This window comes from Streptomyces sp. NPDC001020 (assembly GCF_053599115.1).
The window spans coordinates 235,122-255,535 of the sequence record NZ_JBSFLQ010000006.1 but is presented as its reverse complement, the minus strand read 5'-3'; the positions used below and the strand labels follow the sequence as shown (position 1 = coordinate 255,535).

The 20,414-nt window shown below is 68.7% G+C and carries 21 protein-coding genes and 1 pseudogene; 15 read left to right on the top strand and 7 right to left on the bottom strand.

The genetic code is table 11. The features are described 5' to 3' along the window. Positions 1-65: 65 nt before the first annotated feature. Positions 66-1,175, bottom strand: a complete 1,110-nt coding sequence (locus ACWDEX_RS08060) for a PP2C family protein-serine/threonine phosphatase (protein WP_450462415.1) — start codon at positions 1,173-1,175, stop codon at positions 66-68. Between the two features lie 192 nt (positions 1,176-1,367). Here ACWDEX_RS08060 and ACWDEX_RS08055 point away from each other — a divergent pair, with 192 nt between their 5' ends. After that, entirely contained in the window at positions 1,368-1,925 is a 558-nt protein-coding gene (locus ACWDEX_RS08055) for a hemerythrin domain-containing protein (RefSeq protein ID WP_450462414.1), read from the top strand. 110 nt (positions 1,926-2,035) lie between these two features. On the opposite strand, the pseudogene ACWDEX_RS08050 reads toward ACWDEX_RS08055, so the two are convergent. From ACWDEX_RS08050 to ACWDEX_RS08035, 4 genes and pseudogenes are all read right to left on the bottom strand, one after another. Further along, a pseudogene (locus tag ACWDEX_RS08050) lies at positions 2,036-2,378 on the bottom strand (amino acid permease); the annotation flags it as partial. A 30-nt stretch (positions 2,379-2,408) separates the two neighbouring features. Continuing rightward, positions 2,409-3,995 carry a Na+/H+ antiporter gene (locus tag ACWDEX_RS08045; RefSeq protein WP_450462413.1) on the bottom strand — a complete coding sequence of 529 codons (1,587 nt, stop codon included), beginning with the start codon at positions 3,993-3,995 and terminating at the stop codon, positions 2,409-2,411. Between the two features lie 190 nt (positions 3,996-4,185). Next, positions 4,186-4,698, bottom strand: a complete 513-nt coding sequence (locus ACWDEX_RS08040; RefSeq protein WP_450462412.1) for a hypothetical protein — start codon at positions 4,696-4,698, stop codon at positions 4,186-4,188. A gap of 233 nt (positions 4,699-4,931) precedes the next feature. After that, complete coding sequence (locus ACWDEX_RS08035) at positions 4,932-5,492, bottom strand: hemerythrin domain-containing protein (protein ID WP_450462411.1); 561 nt, start codon at positions 5,490-5,492, stop codon at positions 4,932-4,934. A gap of 522 nt (positions 5,493-6,014) precedes the next feature. Between ACWDEX_RS08035 and ACWDEX_RS08030 the strand changes: the two genes are divergently transcribed. Beyond that, complete coding sequence (locus tag ACWDEX_RS08030) at positions 6,015-6,344, top strand: ANTAR domain-containing protein (protein WP_450462410.1); 330 nt, start codon at positions 6,015-6,017, stop codon at positions 6,342-6,344. 132 nt (positions 6,345-6,476) lie between these two features. After that, positions 6,477-7,433 (top strand): TIGR03557 family F420-dependent LLM class oxidoreductase, encoded by a 957-nt coding sequence (locus tag ACWDEX_RS08025; protein ID WP_450462409.1) that lies wholly within the window; start codon positions 6,477-6,479, stop codon positions 7,431-7,433. Between the two features lie 42 nt (positions 7,434-7,475). Here the strand turns inward: ACWDEX_RS08025 and ACWDEX_RS08020 are convergent, their stop codons facing one another. Next, entirely contained in the window at positions 7,476-8,270 is a 795-nt protein-coding gene (locus tag ACWDEX_RS08020) for an Fpg/Nei family DNA glycosylase (RefSeq protein WP_450462408.1), read from the bottom strand. A 307-nt stretch (positions 8,271-8,577) separates the two neighbouring features. On the opposite strand from ACWDEX_RS08020, the gene ACWDEX_RS08015 reads away from it, so the two are divergent. The 3 genes from ACWDEX_RS08015 to ACWDEX_RS08005 are packed head-to-tail and all read left to right on the top strand — an operon-like array spanning position 8,578 to position 10,509. Continuing rightward, a complete protein-coding gene (locus tag ACWDEX_RS08015; protein WP_450462407.1) occupies positions 8,578-9,330 on the top strand; it encodes a HemK2/MTQ2 family protein methyltransferase in 753 nt (250 codons plus the stop codon). Then, entirely contained in the window at positions 9,308-9,493 is a 186-nt protein-coding gene (locus ACWDEX_RS08010; RefSeq protein WP_450462406.1) for a CDGSH iron-sulfur domain-containing protein, read from the top strand. Before ACWDEX_RS08015 ends, ACWDEX_RS08010 begins: the two co-directional genes overlap by 23 nt. Continuing rightward, entirely contained in the window at positions 9,490-10,509 is a 1,020-nt protein-coding gene (locus ACWDEX_RS08005; protein ID WP_450462405.1) for an iron-containing redox enzyme family protein, read from the top strand. Before ACWDEX_RS08010 ends, ACWDEX_RS08005 begins: the two co-directional genes overlap by 4 nt. On the opposite strand, the gene ACWDEX_RS08000 is transcribed toward ACWDEX_RS08005, so the two are convergent. After that, complete coding sequence (locus tag ACWDEX_RS08000; RefSeq protein WP_450462404.1) at positions 10,493-11,299, bottom strand: ANTAR domain-containing protein; 807 nt, start codon at positions 11,297-11,299, stop codon at positions 10,493-10,495. The genes ACWDEX_RS08005 and ACWDEX_RS08000 overlap by 17 nt on opposite strands. Before the next feature lie 134 nt (positions 11,300-11,433). On the opposite strand from ACWDEX_RS08000, the gene ACWDEX_RS07995 reads away from it, so the two are divergent. The 9 genes from ACWDEX_RS07995 (at position 11,434) to ACWDEX_RS07955 (ending at position 20,411) form a co-directional block, all read left to right on the top strand. Beyond that, complete coding sequence (locus ACWDEX_RS07995; RefSeq protein WP_450462403.1) at positions 11,434-11,763, top strand: ArsR family transcriptional regulator; 330 nt, start codon at positions 11,434-11,436, stop codon at positions 11,761-11,763. 242 nt (positions 11,764-12,005) lie between these two features. Then, on the top strand, positions 12,006-12,965 hold the full coding sequence (locus ACWDEX_RS07990; protein ID WP_450462402.1) for an NAD-dependent epimerase/dehydratase family protein: 960 nt from the start codon (positions 12,006-12,008) through the stop codon (positions 12,963-12,965). Between the two features lie 66 nt (positions 12,966-13,031). Continuing rightward, on the top strand, positions 13,032-14,705 hold the full coding sequence (locus ACWDEX_RS07985; protein WP_450462401.1) for a carbamoyltransferase family protein: 1,674 nt from the start codon (positions 13,032-13,034) through the stop codon (positions 14,703-14,705). Further along, the gene (locus tag ACWDEX_RS07980) at positions 14,702-15,775 is read left to right on the top strand and encodes a glycosyltransferase family 2 protein (RefSeq protein WP_450462400.1); all 1,074 of its coding nucleotides are present in this window, start codon (positions 14,702-14,704) and stop codon (positions 15,773-15,775) included. The genes ACWDEX_RS07985 and ACWDEX_RS07980 overlap by 4 nt, the downstream gene beginning before the upstream one ends. 14 nt (positions 15,776-15,789) lie before the next feature. After that, entirely contained in the window at positions 15,790-16,455 is a 666-nt protein-coding gene (locus ACWDEX_RS07975) for a D-glycero-alpha-D-manno-heptose-1,7-bisphosphate 7-phosphatase (RefSeq protein WP_450462399.1), read from the top strand. Then, positions 16,452-17,498 (top strand): glycosyltransferase family 9 protein, encoded by a 1,047-nt coding sequence (locus ACWDEX_RS07970; protein ID WP_450462398.1) that lies wholly within the window; start codon positions 16,452-16,454, stop codon positions 17,496-17,498. Before ACWDEX_RS07975 ends, ACWDEX_RS07970 begins: the two co-directional genes overlap by 4 nt. Beyond that, a complete protein-coding gene (locus ACWDEX_RS07965; protein ID WP_450462397.1) occupies positions 17,495-18,463 on the top strand; it encodes a glycosyltransferase in 969 nt (322 codons plus the stop codon). Before ACWDEX_RS07970 ends, ACWDEX_RS07965 begins: the two co-directional genes overlap by 4 nt. After that, positions 18,460-19,707, top strand: a complete 1,248-nt coding sequence (locus ACWDEX_RS07960) for a glycosyltransferase (RefSeq protein ID WP_450462396.1) — start codon at positions 18,460-18,462, stop codon at positions 19,705-19,707. The genes ACWDEX_RS07965 and ACWDEX_RS07960 overlap by 4 nt, the downstream gene beginning before the upstream one ends. Then, positions 19,704-20,411, top strand: coding sequence for a D-sedoheptulose-7-phosphate isomerase (locus ACWDEX_RS07955; protein WP_450462395.1), 708 nt, complete (start codon positions 19,704-19,706; stop codon positions 20,409-20,411). The genes ACWDEX_RS07960 and ACWDEX_RS07955 overlap by 4 nt, the downstream gene beginning before the upstream one ends. Positions 20,412-20,414: the final 3 nt, after the last annotated feature.

Below are 20,414 nucleotides of genomic sequence, written 5' to 3'. Positions count from 1 at the left end.
GGTTGCCGAGAGCGGCCAAGCGGGTCGCCAAGCCGGATCCGATCAGCTGACCCAAGACGACAAGGTCATCGGGGGAGGCGTTCGACGGCGATGATGGCGGCGTCGTCGCCGATGTATCCCTTCGCGTGGTTGAGCAGGTCCTTGTGGACGTACTGGACGAGGCGCTCCGGACCGCCGTTGCCGTCCCAGGTGGCGATCCGCGCGGACAACGGGTAGAAGGTGCCTTCCGGGTTCCGTGCCTCTATGACTCCGTCGGTGTACAGGAACAGGATGTCGCCCGGCTCGAAGCCGAAGGCCTCGACCACGTACTGGTCCTCGGAGGGCGCGGTCAAGCCGAGCGGGCATGCCGGACTGTGCGCCTCCAGAGGGCTGACTCGGCCTTCACGCAGCAGCAGGGGTGGCGGATGGCCACAGCTGATCATCTTCACCGGTCCGACGTCATCGGGTATGTCCAGCACCAGAGCGGTCACGAATGCCTCGTCGGCCTCGGGGGCGTCGTCGGAATCGCACGCCCACTTCCAGTGCATGGCGTGCCCCAGGTGCATCACCATGCGACGCAGCGGGAGGTTGCGATAGGCGGAGCCGTGAAAAGCCCCGAGCAGGAGGGAGGTGTCCTCGATGGCGTGCAGCCCCTTGCCTCGGACATCGCCTATGACCAGCCGAGTCGCGCCGTCGTAGCGCACAGCCGCGTACAGGTCACCGCCGACCTGAGCCTCCTTCTCGGCTGCGATGTAGTCGGTCGCGATGCGCAAGGGGCCGGACCTTCGGGGAAGGGGCCGCATCAGGACTTCCTGCGTGGCTATCGCCACGGAGCGTGTTCGTGCAAGCTGCCGCTCCTGTCGACCGCGCACATAGCGGAGGGCGACCAGGAATCCGGAGACCACCGTGATACCGAGGACCTGCGCTTGCAGGCTTGTGGTGATCGGAGTGCCTTGAACGATGGGCACGAGGAACTGCCCTGTCACGGCCAGAACGCCCATGAGCCCGGTGAGGAGCGGACCCGCGAAAGACGCGGTGATGGCGGGGGCGACGATCAACAACGGACCCAGCTGGATACCCGGGGTCAGGATGTCCGTGATCGCGATCGCGACGATCAGGCCGAGCGGAATCACGAGAAGCAGGTGGCGCGCCCGGGCGGCCGTGCGACCTTCCGATACGTCCCGCTTTGCGCTCATACCACATGTTCGCACCCTAGCCAGTGCGGTGCCCAACGCCCATGGGTGCGACCGAGAAGCCCGGAACGTCACGCAAGGTTAGGGTGACAGTCCAGGATGATCGCAGACGCTGCGCTGCGGCCGGCTCACGGCCCCGCACGCGTCCTGCGGGCAGCCGGATCGCCGACTGCGAACCCCCAGGAGGCAATACCCATGGGACACGGTGACGATGTAATCGCGGAGCTGACCCGTGACCACCGCGAGATCGACGAACTCTTCGAACAGCTCGACGCCGCGAGTCCCAGCGGTGCCGACCGCAAGCGGCTGATCGACGCGATCACGATCGAACTCGTCCGGCACTCGGTCGCCGAGGAGCAACACCTCTACCCGGCCGTCCGCGACCATCTGGAGGACGGCGATGTGCTGGCGGACAAGGAGATCGCCGATCACAGCCGTGTCGAGCGGCTGCTGAAGGATCTGGAGAGTCGCGAGTCGGACGCCCTCGACTTCGACGTGCTGGTCCGTGAGTTGCGGGTCGAGGTTGCGGCCCATGTCGCCGACGAGGAGAACAACCTGTTCGCCCGGCTGCGTGACGGTGTCCACCCTTATGTGCTGGAGCTTCTCGGGCAGAAGATCCGCGACGCGAAGAAGACCGCTCCCACACGTCCCCATCCGGCGGCTCCCACCACGCCACCGGTCAACAAGCTGCTGGCCCCCGGCCTCGGCCTCGTCGACCGGGTCCGGGACTACGTCACCGGCCGTGGACAGTGACCGGCGGCCTGCAGGGCCGCCCGCCGGGCGGAGACCCGAGGCCTGCTGAGGCTTGTCGACCCTGACTACGAGCTGTCCCGTAATCCCTGGCGGGCGCGCGACGGCAGCCCTCAGGCCGGTACATGGAACGGGATCGTGATCACGACGATCTTGGGCAGGTGGCGCAGAGCGCGGCGCAGCCGGGGTGCGACCTGGTTGTGCAGCAGGCGGTGCCAGCAGTGTCTGACCACGATTTCGGGCAGGACGACGGTCAGGGTGAGATCCGGATGCTGCCGGTGCGGCGCCTCCAGATAGTCGACCAGGGGAACGACGATCGCACGGTGCGGCGCGACCACCACCTCGAGTGGGAGGTGGGCCCCATAGGCGCCAGTAGTCGCGGAACCGCTCGGCCTCGTCGCGGGTCGGGCTGACGTGCGGGGCGAGGACGGGTTGCTCGAGCGAGGCCGCGTAGGCGCTTCGGCCGGCGGTTGCCGGGACCGGTGGTCAGCCGTGGGCGCGGAGGCTGGCTTCTTCGAGGTCGAGCTCCCGCTGGATCCGGCGCCGGGTGGCGTTGCTGATCTTGTTCTCCTTGTAGAGACGCTGGAGCTCGGCCGCCTCAATGGCGATGAGTGTCCGACGTATCTCTCGGTAGGCGTCGGCAGGACGGGCGTCCGGGTCGCTGTAGTGGGCGTCTTCAACCTGGTGGATGCGCGCCTCCAGATGACGACGGGCCTGTTTCAAGGCGGCCTCGGCGGCGGCACCCAGATCCGCGAGCTGATCCAGGTCGCCGAGCTGTTTGAGCTCTTCGAGAGCGGCCTTCGCGATGTGCCGGCGGGTCCGGGCTTCCTCACGCGCGGAGTGCTCGGGCTTCACAGCGATGCCGGACAGGCGGACGACAGGGGCGAGGGTGAATCCCTGGAAGACGAGAGTGAGCGCGACGGTCCCGGTGGTGAGCATGAGGATGAGGGCCCGGTGCGGCAGCGGCGCCCCTGTGTGGGTGGCCAGGGGGATGGAGAGTGCGGCGGCCAGTGGCATGACGCCTCGGGTGCCTGCCCAGGACAGGACGGCCGGAACGCGCCAGGAGAGGCGACTGTCGCCCTCCTTGTGCCGGTAGTGGATCAGGGCGGACAGCGGGAAGATCCACAGCAGGCGGATGGCCAGCAGGGTGAAGACGATCAACGGGACCCACAGCGGCCAGCCGTGCTCGTCGTGCGCGAGCTGACGGACGGCGGAGGGGAGTTCGAGGCCGATGAGAGCGAAGACGACGCTCTCCAGGAGGAAGGTCACGGTGTTGTAGACGGCGTGGACCTGAAGGCGGACGGGGGCGTTGCTGAGCTTGTGGCTGGTGCTGCCGAGGACCACCCCGGACACGATGACGGCAGTCACGCCGGAGGTGTGTGCATCCTCCGCGATGACGTACGAGGCGTACGGCGTGACCAATGCGATCACGGTCTCCAGCATGGGGTCCTCGGTCCGTCTGCGGATGAGGGCCACCACACCGGCGACGACCGCGCCGACGAGGGCTCCGCCGCCTGCGAGAACCAGGAACTGCTCGATGGTTCCGCTCACGGTGATGGCGCTGCCGGAAACCGCGGTGACCACGGCGACCTTGTACAGCACCAGGGACGTGGCATCGTTGAACAGGCTCTCCGCCTGCACCATCACCTGCACGCGCGGTGGGAGGGACAGGCGCCGGCCGAGCGCCGAAACGGCCACGGGGTCGGTGCTGGCCAGGACGGAGCCGAGGATGAACGCGGCCGCGGCGGTGAGCGGTGTGATCGCTCGGGCGACGTACCCGACAGCGATGGCCGAGGCGAGGACCAGGCCGAAGACCAGGCCGGTCACGGGCCGCCACACGGTGCGCAGGTCACGGACGGAGACCTCTCCGGCCGAGGCGAAGAGCAGTGGCGGCAGTACCAGCACGTTGATCACATGAGGCGGCAGGCGAACCTCGGGAACCCAGGGCACCATCCCGACGATCAGACCGGCGACAACCAGGAGCGACGGGGCGGGCATGCTCCAGCGCCGAGCCCCGGTCGTCACAGCTGTGGCCAGAACCACGAGCAGCAGGATGACGGTCAGGCCGGTCATGGAACGTCCCCGGTGGGTTACAGCTTGCTACCCCCTCTGACCAGGTGCTTCACCAACGTAACCGACCTCAGACGGTAATGCAGCCGACGTGGGGCCCGCGACCGTCCGGGGGGCGGCAGCGTTACGGGGACGTACCCGCCCACGGTTCAGGGTCGGCTTGGAAACCCCGGCCGGTGCACTTGGGGAGGCGTCACGACAGCGCGGCGTTGCCGACGTTCAGGAGCTCGACAAGCTGCGCCCGGTGCAGGGCAGCGATGCCTTCGAGGAGGTCGGGGTGTCGGAGCAGGGCAGCGGCTTCGATGTCTCGGGCACCGGGGGTGGTCAGGCGCTGGAGGCCGCCGGCTTCGACGTGATGCTCGCTCGTGTGGAGGGCTTGGTGGGCGAGGGTGACCAGAGAGCCGTCGGCCAGAAGGCAGGCCGCCCAGCTCACGACGGTCTCGTCGACCCAGGTCCGCCAGGCGGCATCATCGGGGTGCGGGTCGCACCCGGTGAGCCAGTCCAATCGGTGGGCTCCACTGGGTCCGAGGAAGTGGAGCAGCTGCACGTCGAGGCCGGTGGGGAAGCGCAGGGCGGCGGCGAGCGTGACGGCCTGGCGGGCCTGAGCCTCGGCCAGCGCCCGGTTGAGCGCGCCTGCGGGCGCTGGATAGGCGGACTGGAGCCAGCGGGTGGACGCGGCTATGACGGATGTCAGATCGGTGGGCACTGCGATCGGTCCCTTTGGAGCACGCTCGCATTGCCGGGCTGAACGGTCCCGCGAGCTGGTTCGCGGAGCCGCGCTGCCCCGCTTGTGGCGAACCAGTGTAGGCGGCTGCCCTGGGGAGAGTGCATGACCCACGTCACGGTCCGCCCCGGGGGTACCGGGGCCGAACATCGGCCGTCCGGCCCCGGTGCCTGCCGCAAGGCCGCTGTCCAGCTCCCGGGTATGGGAGGGGCCGGTCAGGACCTGCCGCGGCCGGTGACGAAGTCGCGGGCCCTGTCGACCAGGCCGGCGCCCGGTGCGAGGAGCTTGTTCGCGGGCGGAGTGTCCGGGGCGGCGGGGTGCGGGCGGGTCGGGGCCATGGCCTTGGCCCGCCGGATGCTGTCCCCGAGATCGCCGAGCGTCTTGGATGAGCAGGCCTGACGCAGCAGCGGGAAGAGGTTGTTCTCCTCGTCCTCGACGTGAGCGGCTACCTCTTCCATGAGCTGCTGCAGCAGCGGGCTCATCTGGGGGTCGTCGGTCTTCGTCTTCTCCAGTTGCTTGAGGAGCTTCTCGACACGGCTGTGATCCTCGACTTCCTCGTCGGCGATCCGGTCGCCGCCCTCGACATGCTCGCGAACCGCCGGGTACAGGTACTGCTCCTCGGCAACCGAGTGCCGTACCAACTCGATGGTGACCTCGTCGACGAGATCACGCAGCTCCTGGCCTTGGGCGGTCGTGGATTGGATCCTGCCGAAGATCTCTTCGACTTCCCGATGGTCGGCCGTCAGTTCCGCGATCACATTTCCGCCGTGCGTCATCGTGTATCCGCCTTTCACTTGTCCTGTCAGGGCTGGTTCCGTCTCACCTCGCGCAGGCGTTCGGACTTCCTGCGGGGGCTGCCGCACTCCCTTGATGCGAGTGCGCTGGTGCCGGACGGACCGTTCGGGTTCCCGCGCGGCGGCTTTTCACGCCGCACTGTGAGCCGCGGGGCCAGGAGTACGCGTCCCTCGCGGCAAGCGGACCGGCTCGACACGTGTTGTGCCTGACTCACTGCGGGGTACCAAAGGCCGTCGAGCCACCCGGGCAGGCCCGCGTTGCGTCAGCTCGCCGAGGCAGCGGAGTTTCGGGGTCCGGACGCGATCCGGCGGCTGGGTCGACCGGCGAGGCGACCACCGTCCATCGCCGCGTTTCCACACCACGAGCCGCTCGTTTTGCACAGCCACGGCTTCGGTGGAACGGTGATGAGGGAAAACGCCCTACGGACCAAGCACTGCTTACGCCGAGCAGGACAGGGCAAGCGGGTCATGGAGTGTCGGACACACTCACACCACGGAGGCGACGTGGACGTACACACCGGCAAGCATCCCAGCGTGCTTCAGGAGTTGGAGACGCACCCCGATCGAACCAGGGATCTGGAGAGCCAGGTGGCTCAGCTCCAGCGCGCGGTCACCTCGCACGCAGTGATCGACCAGGCGATCGGCGTCCTCGTCGCCGTTGGGCGGATCACTCCGGAAGAAGCATGGGACGCTCTCCGTGAGACGTCGATGTGCACCAACACCAAGCTGCGCAACGTCGCGGAGTTGGTTCTCAGCTGGGCTCAGGGTGGCCCCCTTCCTGCCGAGATCCGTAAAGAACTCGCGCCAAGACTGCAGCGCCGCATCCTCAAGTGATCCAGGCACACCGCATCAGCGATGAGCGCGCCGTAGACCACAGCTCGAGGCCCTCCCAGACGTGAGCCCGAGTTCCACCTGGCGGTTACCCGGGTACTCGGCCGGACCGGACACGATCCACCGGGAGGCGTGATGACCGAATTCGGGTACTTCCTGTCATGCGAGGAGCACGGCCCGGATGCACTCGTGGAACAAGCACGGATGGCCGAGCAGGCGGGCTTCACCGCATTGTGGATCTCGGACCACTTCCATCCCTGGAACGACAACCAGGGGCAGAGTCCCCTCGTCTGGTCGGTGATCGGCGCTCTCTCGCAGGCCGTTTCCCTCCCGGTGGAGACGGCCGTGACCTGCCCCCTGGTGCGCACGCACCCTGCCGTGGTCGCACAGGCGGCGGCCACCGCCGCAGTGCAGTTGAACGGCAAGTTCCGGCTGGGAGTGGGCACGGGCGAAGCCCTCAACGAGCACATCCTCGGCGGCCCCTGGCCCGCGGCCCCGATACGGCGCGAGATGCTCGAGGAGGCGCTCCAGATCATCCGGCAGTTGTTCACCGGTAAGCAGACCAGCCATCGCGGCACCCACTACACCGTGGAAAACGCCCGTCTGTACACCCGACCCGACGCACCGGTACCGATCGACGTCTCCGCGTTCGGGCCGCAGTCCGCGGAGACGGCCGGGCGGATCGGCGACGGACTGATCACGATGATGCCCGACACCGACCTGATCGAGCGCTTCCGGCGAAACGGGGGCGACACCAAACCGGCCTACGCCGGGCTGAAGGTGTGCTGGGGGCCGGACAAGGACGAGGCCGTACGGACCGCGCACCACCTGTGGGCCAACGAATACCTGCCCGGAGAACTCCCGCAGATTCTGCCGACACCCCGCCACTTCGAGCAGGCTTCCGAACTCGTCACGCAGGAGCGCGTCGGAAAGTCCGTACCCTGCGGCAATGACCCTGCCGCACACATCGAAGCGCTGACGGCCTACGCAGATGCCGGATTCGACACGGTGTACGTCGGTCAGATCGGCAAGGACCAGCAGGGCTTCTTCGACTTCTATCGCGCCGAGGTGCTTCCTCGCGTTCGCGACTGACGGCGGGAACAGGTGCCGGACTTCGGCCGTTCGACCGTCAGCTCACGGGGAACCTCGTTCGGCCTGGCACGCCGGGCACCATACCGTGCGGCGTCCGGTCACACGACTCGAATGCAGGGATCGGCCGCAGCGGGGACACAGCGGCTCGCTGTCGTCCCTGCGCCCGGTGAGCCAGGACCGTCGCGGCGGCACGCAGCCGGCGCGCACGGATGCGTCAAGTACTCGGCCCATCGCGGTGTGGATGCGCCGAAGTGCCGTCTCGCTCAGGTTCCGAGCCGGGATCCTGGGATCGACACGGGCCCGCCAGAGGATCTCGTCACACAGGAGATTCCCGAGACCGGCAATCATGGACTGGTCCATCAGCGCACTCTTGACAGCACCTCGTCGCCCCGACAGCAGTTCCTGGAAGTCCGCTCGGTCCACGGTCAAGGCGTCGGGTCCCAGACCGTCCAGAATCCGGTCGAGAGCGTTCATGTCGGCCAACTGCACGCCATGAAGCTTGCGTTGATCGCGATAACGTAGGTTTCGGGTGTCGTCGAGAGTGAACACGATGCGGTCATGCCGTTCAATCGGTTCATCCGGGCGACAGCACCGCAGAGATCCCGTCATGCCGAAATGACAGACGAGTACAGGTCCGCCGTCCGTTGGCGCGAACAGCCATTTACCGTGCCGCCACGGCTTTCCAAGGCGTCTTCCCCTCAGTTCACCACGCAGCCGTTTCTCGGTGACACCTCGGAGAACCCCGGCATCCAGCACATCGACGTCCACGACACACCGCCGACAACCGCAGGTCATGAGTACCTGACGGAATGCTTCGACATCCGGCAGTTCGGGCATGAAATCGCCCCTGTCCTTCCGTCGCCCGCGCCCCGAAGCCACCACAGGCGATGACCAGTGCCCGCATGAGTGTGCCGTTGTGGTTGCGGGTACCGCGATGGCAATCGTTCACGCAGTGTCTCGGACAGCGGTCACCGCTCTGCTGACGCGACGCTCGTGATCGGGCAGGCCGTGCCGGCGTGTGCGTCCGCGGCCGTCGGGTACCCGAAAATCCGGCGCGGTCCGTGCGCCAGCAGTGCCGCCGCTGACGGCGGACGGTTGAAGAAGAGCCACACTGCTGCGCCGAGCCCCGGAACGGAGGTGCCCCATGGCGGTGATCGTCGTGCCCCCATGGCTGCCGTCCCTCGCGACCCCAGCAGGGGTGTACACGCCACAAACCGACACCTTCTTCCTGGCGCGGGCACTTCGCCGGGAGGGGCCCGGTCCGGGGATGGACCTCCTGGAACTGGGGACGGGCAATGGAACACTGGCCGTTTACGCGGCGCAACAAGGTGCGCGGGTCACCGCCACGGACATTGCCTGGCACGCCGTGATCACCGCCCGCCTGAACGCTCAGCGGGCCGGGCAGCGTGTGAACGTGTGCCGCGGAGACCTGTTGTCCCCGGTGAGTGGCCGGACATTCGATCTCGTGGTCAGTAACCCGCCCTATGTCCCGACCCCTGCTCGGGTCCCGGGTGACGGTGACGGGCAAGGCGGATCCGGGGAGGCGTGGAACGCCGGGCACGACGGACGCGCGGTCCTGGACCGCATCTGCGAGGAAGTGCCGCGCGCATTGCGCCCCGGCGGCGTCCTGCTGATGGTGCAGTCCGCGCTGAGCGGAATCGACACGACCCTGGGAATACTGTCCGGCTTCGGACTTCGGGCCACCGTCAGCGACCGCATGCACACACCGTTCGGGCCCGTCCTGCGATCACGACTTGCCTGGCTTCGCGACCGTCAACTGGTCGGCCCTCACGAAGAATTCGAAGAGCTGGTGATCATTCGTGCCGAGCAAACCCGATCGATCATGTCGCATCACACTGACCGGCGACGGCCCGATGCTCGTGCCGGGCCCGGTTGAGATCACGCTCGATGACGGCACCGTGGCCGTGTCCACTCGGTTCCTCGTGGCGATATGTACATGTCGACGCAGTGGCATCTACCCGTGGTGCGATACCAGTCACCGCCGCCGGGCCACCCTGCCCACCGGGACACGCGCCGAGGAGGAGGGCAGCTCGTCATGATCTTCCCAGCCGCATCCTCACTCACGCCCGCGGGGCCCGCGCCGCCATCGCCCCGGGGCTTCTTGTCGTCCGCCGTCCTGACAGCGCTGACAGGAGGCACGGTACGGCTGCCGTCATCCGAAGACGTCGCCGGGACGGATCCGTACGGCGATGACGTGCAGCTCGCTCTCTACAGCCTGTACGAGTTGCACTACTGGGGCTTCGAGGGTGTCGATCCCCGTCGGGAGTGGGACGCCTCTCTGCTGGAGCTGCGTTCCGCCCTGGAGGACCACTTCATCGGTGCCCTCCGGCGTGACGTCGGTGTGGAAGGCAGATCCGTGCACGAGGCGCTGGACGAACTCCTGGTCGAACCCGTTCGAGAGGACGGGACCAGTGTCAGCCACTACCTTCAACGCAAGGCTGAACTCTGGCAGTTGCGTGAATACGCGGCTCTGCGATCTCTCTACCACTTGAAGGAGGCCGATCCTCACGCATGGGTCATCCCGAGGTTGCGGGGCAGGGCCAAGGCAGGCATGGCGGCCGTGGAATACGACGAGTTCGGAGCCGGCCGTGCCGAGGACATCCACGCCGTGCTCTTCGCGGAGCTCATGGCTGACCTGGGACTGGACAACACATACGGCCACTACCTGGACGCCGCGCCCGCCGAGGCCCTGGCCACGGTCAATCTGATGTCTCTCTTCGGACTGCACCGGATCTGGCGTGGCGCGCTGGTGGGGCACTTTGCGTCGGTCGAGGTGGCCTCGTCACCCGATTCGAGACGCTTGGCGCAGGCAATGCGGCGTACCGGCGCCGGCCCGGCCGCCGAACGTTTCTACACCGAACATGTGGAGGCCGACGCCGTACACGAGCAGGTCGTTCGCCGTGAAGTCATCGGCGGACTGCTGACCGACGAGCCAGGTCTCGAGCCTGACGTCGTCTTCGGCATAACTGCCACCGGGGAACTGGACCGACGTCTGGCCACCACACTGCTCGAAGCATGGCACCAAGGCAAAAGCGCCCTCAGAGCCCCTGCGTGAGGTGTTCTCCGACCCTCGTCTGCGCGGCCCTCGAACCGGTCTCCCGCAGCGCGCGGACCGCCGTCGTCAGTTCCTGTCGTATCGGTTCGGGCGGGGCATCGCCCTCCACGGCTTCCACCACGTCCTGGGCGACCCGGTGCAGTTTGATGTTGGTCCGCTGGGAGACGGTGACCAGCACGCTCCAGGCATCCTGAGCACTCAGCGTGAACGAGGCCATCAGGACCCCGCGCGCCAGGTCGATCACCGGCCGGGTCTGCATGGCGCGCCTGAGCTGGACCAGTTCGATATGCAGGTTCTGTTCGGTGTCGTCGGACCGCTTGCCCGCCGGCACGGGGGCGCGTTCCTTGACGGGGCACTCCCCGGAGCGCCGGGCAGAGCCGTCCACCACGGTCCCGGCCGGGTCGAACAGGGATCGTGTACCGGTCAGCGAGAGCAGTCTCCCGACCGCGGAGCCGGTCGCGGTGAGCACGAGGGTCTTGGCGTCCCGCAGCGCCCGGCGGCGCACCAACAGCAGGGCATTGAGGCCGGAGCAGTCGCAGAAGTCCACTCCGGCGAGATCGAGATCGACGCCGCTGACCGAGCAGCGCAACGCGTCGTGCAAGGCATCCCGCAGCGCCCGCTCCGTGCCGATGTCGAGTTCGCCCGACACGAGGACGGCCGTCCGGTCTCCTGCGCCGCGTGTCTCCACGGTCAGGCAGGGCGGCAGAAGGCCTGCCGACGGGCCGACACGCGGCATGGGAGAGGAGGCCTCGCATGACTCCTCGAACTGGAGGACTGGGCGCTTCGCCATAGCTGTGCCTCCCGAGCTTGTCCGCTCGTATGTCCCCCTCACAGGCTCGACCCGTCGCGCATCAGATGTCAACAGTTACATGAATTCCGTTTCGTCTCTTTCTATTCATGAATGCCGGTGCCTATCCTCGAGGCATGGGTGGAGTACCTGAGCCGCATACCGGATGGACGTTCCTGACCAATCACGCACGTGTGCTGGTCGCGATCGCTCAGGACCAGACCGCCCGCATCCGTGACATCGCGGCTCACTGCCGGCTCACGGAACGGGCCGTCCAGAAGATCATCTCTGACCTGGAGCAGGGCGGTTACCTCACCCACACCCGAGAGGGGCGCTCCAACACCTACCGCATCGAGCCGGGCACGCTCCTTCGGCACCCGGCCGAGGAGGGGCTGACCGTCTCCGATCTGCTCACCCTCCTCGCCCGGCGCGACGCAGAGCGCAGTTGTCAACCGGCGGACGGCTGACCGGGGCCCGCAGGCCCGAGCAGTCGAACGACAGCCACGAGTTCGAGTCGGAGCAGACTCGACCGCCCGTCAGCACCGGGGGCTTCGCCTCCGCCGCGGCGTCCCCGGCCCGCGCCGGCCCCAAACGCTTCTCAAGTCGCGCAACACGGATGGCTGACGCAGGCTGAGTACTCAGACGCCATCAGCGGCGCGAATCGGCTTCGGCCTGCGCGGAGGCGCTCTACCGACCGGGAGGAGAAGCCATGCGGGCTCCCAGGCAACGGTGGCGAAGGGCGGTGGTGACCGGCGGAGCGGGGTTCGTCGGCTCCCACTTGTGTACGGCTCTCATCGGGCAAGGTGCCCAGGTGGTCTGTCTGGACGACTTCTGCACGGGCTCCCCCGCCAATGTCGCCCATTTGACCGAGCAGGATGGCTTCACACTGCTACGGACGGACGTCACCGAGCCGTTCACCGTGCCCGCACCGGTGGACCTGGTGCTCCACTTCGCCTCACCCGCGTCACCAGCCGACTACCTGAGGCTTCCGCTCCACACTCTCGAGTCCGGCAGCCTCGGTACCGCCCACGCGCTGGCGCTCGCCAGGGAACACCGGGCCCGCTTCGTCTTCGCCTCGACGTCCGAGGTGTACGGCGATCCGCAACAGAATCCGCAGAGCGAGCGCTACTGGGGCAATGTCAACCCGGTCGGTCCACGGAGTGTGTACGACGAGGCGAAGCGGTACGCGGAGGCGCTCACCACGGCCGAGTCCGGAGTGCACGGCGTGGACACCGCGATCGTGCGGCTGTTCAACGCCTATGGGCCGCGCATGCGCGCTCGGGACGGCCGTGCGGTTCCCACCTTCATCCGCCAGGCACTGGCCGGCGAGCCGCTGACCGTCGCCGGGGACGGCAGCCAGACACGGTCCATCACCTACGTCGACGACACCGTCGACGGTGTGCTGGCCGTGGCGGAATCAGAGCTTTCGGGCCCGATCAACGTCGGCAACGCCTGCGAACTGAGCATGCTCGAACTCGCGCGGCTCATCATCGAGTTGTGCGACTCACGGTCGGACATCCGTTTCGTCGAACGCCCCACTGACGATCCATCAGTTCGCTGTCCGGACATCTCACTGGCGCGCGACAAGCTCGACTGGGAACCACGGACGTCCGCACGCGAGGGGCTGGCCCGTACCGTCGCCTGGTTCCGCGACCATCCGGAGACCTGACTTCACGGGCACCCGAGCATCGCTTGGGACCGTAGCAGCAGGCCAGCAGACGAAAGGCGCGCCGACATGCGCATCCTGGGCGTCAACGCCCTCTTCCACGACCCTGCCGCAGCTCTCGTCATCGATGGACGGGTGGTGGCCGCGGCCGAGGAGGAGCGGTTCTCCCGACGAAAGCACGGCAAACGGCCGGTTCCCTTCTCTGCGTGGGAACTTCCGGAACGTGCCGTCGCCTGGTGCCTGTCGGAGGCCAGTATCAGGCCACAGGACATCGATCTGGTCGGCTACTCCTATCACCCCGCACTGGCCGACAGCGCGGAAGAGTTGGGGCTGGACGATCCGTGGGACCATCTCCGGCAGACCTACGCCTGGCAGGCGCCGCAGTTCCTCGCCGAGGCGCTTCCCGGTCTGACCACGCAACAGGTCGTCTTCGTGCCGCACCACGAAGCGCACGCCGCGTCGGCCGGGTACGCCGCGGACGGTGACGCCGACCCCTGCTCCGTACTCGTACTGGACGGTCGTGGGGAATCGACCTCACACCTGGCCGCGCGCCGGACGCGGGAACACCTGGAGCCTCTGGCGAGCCAGCGTCTGCCGCATTCAATGGGGCTGTTCTACGAGGAACTCACCCAGCACCTCGGCTTCTTGCGGTCCAGCGACGAGTACAAGGTGATGGCTCTCGCTTCCTACGGCACTCCACGCATGGCACAGGAGCTGCGGCGGTATGTGTACGCCACGGGAGACGGCGGTTTCCGTGCCACAGGCGTGCCCTGGGCGGAGTTCGCCAACGCGCGTCACGATGACGAGGCGTGGAACCAGCAGCACGCCGACCTCGCCGCCTCCGCCCAGAAGGTGCTTGAGGAGGTGCTCCTCGACCTCGCGCGCTGGCTGCACGGACGCACTCACGACCGGCTGCTGACGATGGCCGGCGGGGTGGCCCTCAACTGCGTAGCCAGCTCCCGCATCGAGCACGAGGGGCCCTTCGACAGGGTGTGGGTCCAGCCTGCGGCTGGTGATGCCGGGACCGCTCTGGGCGCGGCGCTGCGGATCGCGGCCATGCGCGGTGACCGTCCGCGCCCCATGTCCGGGGTGGATCTCGGCCGGGGGTGGTCGGAAGCCGAACTGGAGGCATGGCTGAAGCGGGCCGCGGTCTGCTACGAGCGGCCCCCCGACATCGCGGCCGCGGTCGCCGACGCTCTGGCGGACAACGCCATCGTCGCCTGGTTCCAGGGCCGCGCCGAGTTCGGGCCGCGGGCCTTGGGGCACCGTTCGCTGCTGGCCCACCCCGGACATGCGGGAAACCTGGAGCGGCTCAATGACGTCAAGGGTCGTGAGCAGTTCCGCCCGGTGGCCCCCATGGTTCTCGCAGATCGAGCCGCCGAGGTGTTCCACGGCCCTCTGCCCAGCCCGTACATGCTCTTCGTCCACCAGGTGGCCGAGCCGTGGCGCGAGCGCATACCCGCCGTCGTACACGTGGACGGCACCGCCCGCATCCAAACGGTGGACCCGGAACGTGAACCCCTGGTCGCCAGGATGCTGGAGCAGTTCGAACGTCGCACCGGGCTGCCGGTGGTGGTCAACACAAGCCTCAACACGGCCGGACGCCCGATGGTCGACGATCCGCGTGACGCACTGGAGTGCTTCGGTTCGAGCCCGATCGACCTGTTGGCCATCGGGCCGTTCGCGGTCCGGCGGGCTCGGATGTTCGACCGCGATCGGACCGCGAGGGAGGTACTGCCGTGAACGAGACCGAAGTCCACTACGCGGTGGTCGTCCCCACTGTCGGGCGGCCCAGTTTGAACGTATGCCTGGCCGCTTTGGCTCACGGCGTCGGAACTCCACCGCGCCGAGTGGTCATCGTCGATGACCGACCGCTGAGCGACTGCCACCCGTTGCCGGTGACCATCCCCACGGCACTGCGCGACCGAGTGGAGATCGTGGCGAGTTGCGGCAGCGGCCCGGCTGCTGCCCGCAACGCCGGATGGAGGGCCACCACGCAGCCGTGGGTCGTCTTCCTCGACGACGACACACTGCCCGGTGAGCAGTGGGCGGGTGAGCTGGCCCAGGACCTGTCGCGGGCGGCGCCGGAGGTCGGCGGCGTGCAGGGCCGCATCCGGGTACCGCTGCCCCCCGACCGCGCGCCGACCGACTGGGAGCGCTGCACGGGCTCGTTGGCCACCGCCCGTTGGATCACCGCCGACATGGCCTACCGCCGCCAGGCCCTCGAGGCGGTGGGCGGATTCGACGAGCGCTTCCGACGCGCCTTCCGCGAGGACGCCGATCTCGCCCTGCGGGTGAAGGACGCGGGATGGACGTTGATCGTCGGCGGTCGGGAGACGACGCATCCCGTGCGCCGGACGGACCGCTGGGTCTCGGTCCGGGCCCAGGCAGGCAACGCCGACGATGTGTTGATGACGCGACTGCACGGACGCGGCTGGTGGCGCAGGGCCGGCGCCAGGCGTGGCCGGTTGCCGGCCCACCTCGCGGTCACCGGCGCCGCGGCAGCGGCAGCCGCCTGTGCGGCCATGCGCCGACCACGAGCGGCCGGGGCACTCACGGCGGTCTGGCTCGCCGGTACTGCCGAGTTGGCGTTGACGCGGATTCTTCGTGGCCCGCGCACCGCCCAGGAAGTGACGGACATGCTGCTCACCAGTGCGTTGATCCCGCCCGCAGCCTGTGGTCAGTGGCTGCTTGGCTGGTGGCGCCACCGCCGCGTACGGCCGTGGCGGGCACCTTCACTCGGCGATGCGGCCGGAACCGGCACCGCCGAGTGGAGACATCGGCCTGTCGCCAGGGAGCGGGTGCGCGGATGATGGCAGGCTCGCAGATGTTGATGGCACCTGGCGCCGGGCCGGGAGCGGCGACACGGGCGGCGGCCCATCGGGAAGATCCGCCGCTGGTCCTCGCCCACCGTCCTCGGCCCAGGACTGCCCGCGCCGTCCCCGCCGCCCTGCCGACCGCCGTGCTCTTCGACCGTGACGGCACACTCATCGAGGACGTGCCGTACAACGCTGCCCCCGATCTGGTGCGGCCGATGCCCGGGGCGCGCCGAGCCCTGTCGGCGCTGCGCCGCCACGGCATCCTCCTGGGCGTCGTCAGCAACCAGTCCGGTATCGCCCGTGGACTGCTCACGCGGGCGGACGTCGACGCGGTGCGGCGACGTGTGGAGACGTTGCTCGGGCCGTTCGACATCTGGGTGATCTGCCCGCACGCGCCCCACGACGGCTGCCGTTGTCGCAAGCCCGCCCCAGGGCTGATCCACACCGCTGTGGCGCTGTTGGGCGTAGAGCACGAACGAACCGCGGTGATCGGGGACATCGGGGCCGACGTCGACGCCGCCCGCGCCGCCGGTGTCCGCGGCATTCTGGTGCCGAACGAACAGACCGACCCGGACGAGGTGGCTGCCGCCGTCGAGACGGCTCCTACGGTGTCGGCGGCCGTGCGGGGGCTGCTGGGGGGCGGGCCGACGTCCGGTCGGGAGGTCGCCCGATGAGGACCTTGGTGCTCCGCCTGGACAACCTCGGCGACGTCCTGCTCGCCGGCCCGGCCGTGCGCGCGGTGGCCGCCGGATCCAGCAGCGTCACGATGCTGTGCGGACCCCAGGGAGCGGCCGCCGCTCGGCTGCTGCCCGACGTGGACGAGGTGCTGGTGTGGGAGGCTCCCTGGGTCGGCTACGACCCACCGGAGTTGTGCCCCGAGGGGGTGCGTGAACTCCTGCGCGTCCTCGCGCTCCGCCGCTTCGACCGCGCGCTGATCCTGACCTCGTTTCACCAAAGTCCTCTTCCGGCGGCGTTGTTGCTGCGCATGGCGGGTGTACCACGGATCGCCGCCGACAGTGAGGACTACCCGGGCAGCCTGCTCGACCTGCGGCACCAGAGGGCTCCCGGACGACACGAGGTCCAGGCGGCGCTGGACCTCGCGGTGGCCGACGGCTTTGCGCTGCCGCGCGGCGACGACGGCCGACTGAGGGTCCTGACCCCACCGAGCGCCCGAACGCTGACTGGATCCGGCGCCTATGTGGTCGTCCACCCCGGCGCATCCGTCCCGGCACGTATGCCCAGTTGGGGGCGGATGACTTCGGTGGTGCGTGCCCTGACCGTCGCGGGTCACCGGGTCGTCGTCACGGGCAGTCCGGACGAGAAGGCGCTCACGGCGGCGGTCGCCCACGATTGTGCCCTCGACCTGGGTGGCCGGACGGGGCTCGCCGAGTTGGCCGGTGTGCTGGCCGGTGCGGACGCCGTCGTCGTGGGCAACACCGGACCCGCCCACCTCGCGGCGGCTGTGCGCACCCCCGTCGTCTCGTTGTTCTCCCCCGTGGTGCCCGTCGAGTGTTGGCGGCCCTACGGGGTGCCGCATGTGATTCTCGGTCGGCAGAGAGCGGCCTGCGTCGGCACCCGGGCTCGTCGTTGCCCGGTGCCCGGCCATCCGTGCCTGGACTCCATCACCCCCCAGGAGATCGTCGAGGCCGTGGGCCGGCTTATCGCTTCCCCGAACCGGCGGACGAACCGGCCACCGGCCCGGGAGGTGATCGCGTGAGAATCCTGCTATGGCATGTTCACGGCTCCTGGATGACGGCGTTCGTCCGGGGACCGCACACCTATCTGCTCCCGGTGACGCCGGACCGGGGACCGGACGGCCTCGGACGCGCACGGACCTTCTCCTGGCCGGAGTCGGTCAGGGAACTGCCGCCGGATCTCCTGGCGAAGGCCGAACCGGACGTGGTGGTGCTCCAGCGGCCCCATGAAGAGGAGCTGGTACGGCGATGGCTGGGACGGCGCACGGGCAGGGACATCCCCACCGTCTACCTCGAACACAACGCACCACACGGCCAAGTGCCCGACACCCGCCATCCGATGGCCGACCGCGACGATGTGAGGCTGGTCCACGTCAGTCACTTCAACAGGCTGTTCTGGGACAACGGCGGCACCCGTACGGAAGTCATCGAACACGGCATCCCGGACCCCGGTCACCGCTACACCGGCCGCCTGCCGCACGCGGCGGTGGTGGTCAACGAACCCATCAGACGTGGCCGCACCACCGGCACCGATCTGCTGCCGCGGTTCTGCGAGGCCGCGGTGCTCGACGTGTTCGGCATGCGCACCGAGGGCCTTGCCGCGCACCTCGGTCTGTCGGCGGACCGCTGCCGTACCAGTGACCTTCCGCAGGCCGGGCTGCACACCGCGCTGGCCGAGCGCCGGGTGTACGTCCACCCGGTGCGCTGGACCTCGCTGGGGTTGTCCCTGCTCGAAGCCATGCACCTGGGCATGCCTGTGGTCGCTCTCGCCACCACCGAGGTGGTACGCGCGGTTCCGCCAGGGGCGGGCGTCGTCTCCACCGAGCCCGAGGAGCTGGTGAACGCCGTGCGCACCTACGTCCGCGATCGCGACATCGCGATCGCGGACGGAAGGCGGGCACGTCAGGTGGCGCTGGAGCGGTACGGGCTGAAGCGGTTCCTGTCCGACTGGGACCGTGTGCTGGAGGAAGAGGTGAGCCGTCGATGACGCAGCTGAAGGTCGCTCTCGTCTCCGAACACGCCAGCCCTCTGTCCGTACTGGGCGAGGTGGACGCGGGCGGGCAGAACGTGCATGTGGCGGCGCTCGCCGGAGCGCTCGCCGACCGGGGACACGAGGTCACCGTCTACACCCGGCGGGACCAGAGAAGCCTGCCCACCGAGGTTCCGCTGCGGGACGGTGTCATCGTGCACCACGTACCGGCTGGGCCACCACAACGAATACCCAAGGACGAACTACTGCCCTACATGGGTGAGTTCGGCATCTATCTGGAGCGCTACTGGTCACAGGACCCACCAGAACTGGTGCACTCCCACTTCTGGATGTCCGGCTTGGCCGCGCTGCGTGGAACCCGCGACCTCGGCGTCCCCGTTGTGCACACCTACCACGCACTGGGCACTGTCAAGCGCCGCCATCAAGGCGCCGCCGACACCAGCCCGACGAACCGGATCAGCCTCGAGACGGCCGTCGGACACGCATGCCACCGCATCATCGCCACCTGCCGCGACGAGGTACGCGAACTGCACGCCATGGGAATCCCGGCGGAACACGTCCGGGTGGTGCCCTGCGGCGTGGACGTCAACCGCTTCGTCCCCGATGGCGTGGAGGCGGAACGGCACAGGTGGCCGCGGCTGCTTCAGGTCGGGCGGCTGGTTCCGCGCAAGGGCACGGACCTGGCGGTCACCGCACTCGCTAGGATCCCCACAGCGGAACTGCTTGTCGCGGGTGGCCCCCCGCTGGCACGACTGGCGGGCGATCCGGAGGCCAGACGGCTGACGAAACTGGCTGCCGAGGCCGGGGTCGGCGACCGGGTCGTCATGCTGGGCGGCGTACCACGCGAGGACATGCCCGCTCTGCTGCGCAGCGCCGATCTGGTGCTGTGTCCGTCGGTGTACGAACCGTTCGGCATCACACCCCTCGAGGCGATGGCCTGTGCGGTGCCGGTGGTCGCCAGTGCGGTCGGAGGCCACCTGGACACGGTCGCCCATGGCACCACCGGACGGCTGGTCACGCCGGCGAGCGTCATCGAACTTGCCAACAGTGCGAGGGAGTTGCTCGGATCGGCGCGACTGCGGGCCGCCTACGGCGCTGCCGGACGACGTCGCGTGCTCAGACGGTTCAGCTGGGACCGGGTGGCGGCGGAAACCGAACGCGTCTACGACGAGGCCTTGGTCACCGCCCCGAGGGAACAGGCCGTCCGGGCCCAGGCCACCGACTCCGGGACGGCACGATGAGACCGTCATCCGACAACACCGCGGGCATCCGGGACCCCGAACGGCGCAACGGCACGGACCCGGCCACCGAGCACTGCCTGGTCCTGCACAGAGCTCTGGTGGAACTGCGCCGCGAACACGCTCCACTGCTCGCCGGATGGGGGCGCCTGCTGGCGGGCGTCCTGTCCCGCGGAGGGCGACTGCTGGCCGCGGGGAACGGCGGCAGCGCCGCACAGGCACAGCACCTGACGGCGGAACTGGTCGGTCGCTACCGCACCGATCGCCCCCCGTTCTCGGCGATCTCCCTGCACGCCGAAACCTCGAGTGTGACCGCCATCGGCAACGACTACGGGTTCGACGAGTTGTTCGCACGGCAGGTGGCCGCGCACGGCCGCCCCGGTGACGTACTGGTCCTGATGTCCACCTCTGGGCGCAGCCCGAATCTGCTACGGGCCGCCGACGCCGCGCACGCCGGCGACCTGGTCGTATGGGCGATGACCGGACCGCGGCCCAACCCGCTGGCCACCCGGGCGGATGCCGCGCTGGGGGTCAACGCCGAACAGACCGCGACCGTGCAGGAAGCTCATCTGGTCGCCCTGCATCTGCTCTGCGAGTCGTTCGACGCGGCGGTGGCCGGCGCCACAACCGACGAGAGCGTCTCGGTACGCCCACTCAACAGCCACTCGAACCGTCGACCAGGTCCGACAAGCGCAGACGGGAGGTGACAC

Excerpts from the sequence above, each read along its gene's own strand:
- ACWDEX_RS08060 (WP_450462415.1), bottom strand. The coding sequence starts at position 1,175 with ATGAGCGCAAAGCGGGACGTATCGGAAGGTCGCACGGCCGCCCGGGCG.
- ACWDEX_RS08055 (WP_450462414.1), top strand. The coding sequence starts at position 1,368 with ATGGGACACGGTGACGATGTAATCGCGGAGCTGACCCGTGACCACCGC.
- ACWDEX_RS08045 (WP_450462413.1), bottom strand. The coding sequence starts at position 3,995 with ATGACCGGCCTGACCGTCATCCTGCTGCTCGTGGTTCTGGCCACAGCT.
- ACWDEX_RS08035 (WP_450462411.1), bottom strand. The coding sequence starts at position 5,492 with ATGACGCACGGCGGAAATGTGATCGCGGAACTGACGGCCGACCATCGG.
- ACWDEX_RS08025 (WP_450462409.1), top strand. The coding sequence starts at position 6,477 with ATGACCGAATTCGGGTACTTCCTGTCATGCGAGGAGCACGGCCCGGAT.
- ACWDEX_RS08020 (WP_450462408.1), bottom strand. The coding sequence starts at position 8,270 with ATGCCCGAACTGCCGGATGTCGAAGCATTCCGTCAGGTACTCATGACC.
- ACWDEX_RS08015 (WP_450462407.1), top strand. The coding sequence starts at position 8,578 with ATGGCGGTGATCGTCGTGCCCCCATGGCTGCCGTCCCTCGCGACCCCA.
- ACWDEX_RS08010 (WP_450462406.1), top strand. The coding sequence starts at position 9,308 with ATGCTCGTGCCGGGCCCGGTTGAGATCACGCTCGATGACGGCACCGTG.
- ACWDEX_RS08005 (WP_450462405.1), top strand. The coding sequence starts at position 9,490 with ATGATCTTCCCAGCCGCATCCTCACTCACGCCCGCGGGGCCCGCGCCG.
- ACWDEX_RS08000 (WP_450462404.1), bottom strand. The coding sequence starts at position 11,299 with ATGGCGAAGCGCCCAGTCCTCCAGTTCGAGGAGTCATGCGAGGCCTCC.
- ACWDEX_RS07995 (WP_450462403.1), top strand. The coding sequence starts at position 11,434 with ATGGGTGGAGTACCTGAGCCGCATACCGGATGGACGTTCCTGACCAAT.
- ACWDEX_RS07990 (WP_450462402.1), top strand. The coding sequence starts at position 12,006 with ATGCGGGCTCCCAGGCAACGGTGGCGAAGGGCGGTGGTGACCGGCGGA.
- ACWDEX_RS07985 (WP_450462401.1), top strand. The coding sequence starts at position 13,032 with ATGCGCATCCTGGGCGTCAACGCCCTCTTCCACGACCCTGCCGCAGCT.
- ACWDEX_RS07975 (WP_450462399.1), top strand. The coding sequence starts at position 15,790 with ATGTTGATGGCACCTGGCGCCGGGCCGGGAGCGGCGACACGGGCGGCG.
- ACWDEX_RS07970 (WP_450462398.1), top strand. The coding sequence starts at position 16,452 with ATGAGGACCTTGGTGCTCCGCCTGGACAACCTCGGCGACGTCCTGCTC.
- ACWDEX_RS07960 (WP_450462396.1), top strand. The coding sequence starts at position 18,460 with ATGACGCAGCTGAAGGTCGCTCTCGTCTCCGAACACGCCAGCCCTCTG.
- ACWDEX_RS07955 (WP_450462395.1), top strand. The coding sequence starts at position 19,704 with ATGAGACCGTCATCCGACAACACCGCGGGCATCCGGGACCCCGAACGG.